This window comes from Candidatus Chloroploca mongolica (assembly GCF_004762035.2).
GTDB classification, from domain to species: Bacteria; Chloroflexota; Chloroflexia; order Chloroflexales; family Chloroflexaceae; genus Chloroploca; species Chloroploca mongolica.
Map to the genome: position 1 here is coordinate 1 of NZ_SIJK02000141.1, position 3291 is coordinate 3291.

Sequence of the window (3291 nt, forward strand, 5' to 3'; positions counted from 1 at the left end):
GCTAGTGGTTGTCGTTCTTCCGATCCCACGCCTCCAACACCAACCGCCTCGTCCGGTACTCCCCGTACAGCTTCGTCTCCTTCTCCTTCAACACGCGGAAGGTCTCCCCCGGGAAGTCCGGCCCATACACGTCGTGCGGGTCGAGGATGTAGCGCAACTCGTCCCGCGTCAGCCCGTAGAGCTTCGCGATGCGGGCGTCGAGTTCCGCCCGAGCCTGTGCCCTTCGTTCGTCATTCCAGCGGTAGGGCGGAAGGCAAAAGGTAGAAGGCAAAAGGGAAAAATCTACGCTGCCATCGGCGCTGATCCCTGGCGGCATCGGGAAGCGATCCAGCGGCGCATCGCGGTTGCACGCAACATTGCGGTACACCAATTCATGCAACAACCCCTCAGCCCAAGCCCGTTCTTCCTCACTTTTTCCTTTTTCCTTTTGCCTTTTTACTTCTTCCCACACATCCTCCGCAAACGCTTTGATGTCCCACGCGGTGTAGACTAGTTCCACCACCCGCGGCACGATGTACGCGATGTCGGCGGGGCTGAAGGCCGAGGGTGGCAGGACGGGGAGTTGGTTGATATAACCGAATGTGAAATTAACCCCTCCAACTTTTTGGCGAACGATATAGTCGAAGGGTAGGCTATTGAAAATAGCTACTAGACATGAAAGTGTTGTGGAAGACACTTTGTTGTCAAAAAACATAAGCGGGGCTGAATGTCCAACAGCAACTAATGGTAGAACAGAGAAAATGGCAGTTCTTTCGTCAGTATTTCGCACAACATTTCTAAAGCCGAGCAACCATCCACGCTCCCAGCGCCCGGCGAGGCGCTCGGCGACGGCGTTGGTGGGCACCCAGTAGCGCGGGGTGATACTGACCGTAGGATCGGCGAGCTCGGCTGGCGATAGATCGTGCGCGCCCTGCTCTGTGCCTCCGTGCCTCTGTGGTACACTCGCATACGTCGCCCAGCGGTGGGTGAACTGGTGCAGGAGTTTCGCTTCATACAGTGGCACAAGCCCGTCGCCAGGGGCGGTCTGGAAGAGATGGCTGTCATTAGCCATATGAAACATCGCCATGAATCGCACGCCCCACGGGTTGCCACTATCCTCTTCCTTTTGCCCTTTGCCTTTTGCCCTTTGCCTTTCATCCACCAGCACCGGAGCACGCCGGTAGATCTTTTTGGTGAGTTCGGCATCCTGGTTGGTGCGGAAGACCGGGGCAGTGCGCGTGTTGGGGTTGATCAGGCGGATCTCTTCGGGGGTCAGCAGAAAGCTACGCTGTGGATCGGCCAGATGGTTGACATTGGTCGCAAAGAAGAGGAAGCGGGTTGGCGCGCTGGTCGTGCCCATTGTCAGCAGAGCAAATTTATAGCTTCGATGCACCCCTGGGAAGATGGCTTCCCGATTCTCAAAATCGTAGCAATTGATCAGTTGATGCTGCTTGACCAGATCACCAAAAAACGCCTTCGTACTGTCATCCGTCGCAATGCCCGTCGGCACAATAATGCCCGCCCGCCCTGTCGGCGCAAGCAAGGTACGAAAATGCTCAGCAAACAGCGCGTAGGTATTCACATCACCGACTGCCGTCAGCGGAAAGCGCCCACTCACCCGCACAAAACGGCTCTCGGCCTCGGCGCGCTGCTTGGCGACATCGAACAACGCAATGCGGGCGCGCTGGCGTTCGTCGCCATTGCGCCAGGCCGTGATCGCCTTGTCGCGCGCGGCCTTGTTGGCAGCCTCACGGATCGCCGGCACATCCACAAAATGCTCCTGCTCCTGAAGCTTGATCCGCTCCCACGGCGGATTGCCCAGCACCACATCAAAGCCGTGGGAAGGCCAAAGGCCAAAGGCCAAAGGGACAAGTGCCGCGTCTGCATCATCTTCACCTTTGCCTTTTGCCTTCTCACCTTTGCCTTTTGCCTTCTCACCTTTGCCTTCCAGGTCAAAGACCTGGGGAAACTCCAACTCCCAATGGAAGAAACCGACCTCTTCGGCGATCGGCGCGGCCATCAGGGTCTTTTCGCCGGCGGGGTCGAAGTCAATCAGGTCTTTGCTGGTCGGCACATAGCGAGCGTTTTCCGGCGTAAGCGGCTGGAAGAAGGCCGCCGTCCAGAGGTCAAACTTGGCGCGTTCGGCATAGGCCTGGCGGCGCAGCGCGGCATAGCGAGCGGCGCGGGTACGCACCGCACTGACACTGTCGTCGGCGGCTTCATCGAGCGCACGCAGCGCCTCAGCCAACGAGGCCTCGGCGGCGGCAGTGGCGGCAAAGAGATCCTGCTGCACCAGGCCCTGCTTGAGATGCAGCTCGCGCTCTTGCTTGTTGCGCTTGCGGAAGCTGCTTGCCGTCGCTTTGTCGTCGCCAGTCACGGGCTTGTAGGCATCGTCGGGAAGGCCCTGCGCAACCAGTTCGCGGGTGGCCCCAACAAGGCTGTTGCCATGGCGAATATGGTGGTCGAGAAAGCTCAGCGGCAAGCCCGCAGCGTGGCCCTCGATCCACAGGCTCAGCTTGCACAGATCCACCGCAAGCGGGTTCAAATCCACGCCAAAGATGCAACGACGGATCACATCGCGCACCGCGCGGCGGAACTGCGCGGGCGACGGCTGATCCTCGCCAGCGCGCACGCGGGCCAACTCGCGCCCCAGGCGACGCGCAGCCGCAAGCAAAAACGCCCCGGAGCCGCAGGCGGGGTCGACCACGCGGATGCTGAGCAAGGCGGCTTCTTTTTGTTGCACCACAGAGGCACCGAGGCACAGAGATTCTGTTGTTGTTGTTGTTCCATCCTCTGTGTCTCTGTGTCTCGGTGGTGACCCAGCAGGATTTACCACAGAGGCACCGAGGCACCGAGATTCTTTTGTTGTTGTTCCATCCTCTGTGTCTCTGTGTCTCGGTGGTGCATCCCCAACCGCCTTGAGCCGCGCATCGATCACGGGCACCAGCGCACTCTTGATCAGCTCCTGCACCAACTCAGGGCGGGTGTAGTAGCTCCCGGTCGTCTTGCGCTCGGTGCCAGTTACGAGATCGAAATGCACCACCGAGGCACTGAGGCACAGAGATTCTTTTGTTGTTGTTCCATCCTCAGTGTCTCTGTGCCTCTGTGGTGACCCAGCAGGATTCACCACCGAGGCACTGAGGCACAGAGTTTTAGATACATCTTCTTCCTCTGTGTCTCTGTGCCTCTGTGGTAAAATCACCGGCCGATAATCCAGCAGAGACTCATAAACACTGCCCAACTCCTCGACATCCAGTGCACCGTAGTTGACGCGGCGGAGCATCCGGCTCTCTTTCTCGCGGTAGAGCGAGA

1 protein-coding gene is annotated in these 3291 nt (G+C 59.0%); it reads right to left on the bottom strand.

Going from position 1 to position 3291, the window contains the following annotated elements:
• Position 1: 1 nt before the first annotated feature.
• Entirely contained in the window at positions 2-2722 is a 2721-nt protein-coding gene (locus EYB53_RS25140; protein ID WP_205712774.1) for an Eco57I restriction-modification methylase domain-containing protein, read from the bottom strand.
• Between the last annotated feature and the right edge of the window lie 569 nt (positions 2723-3291).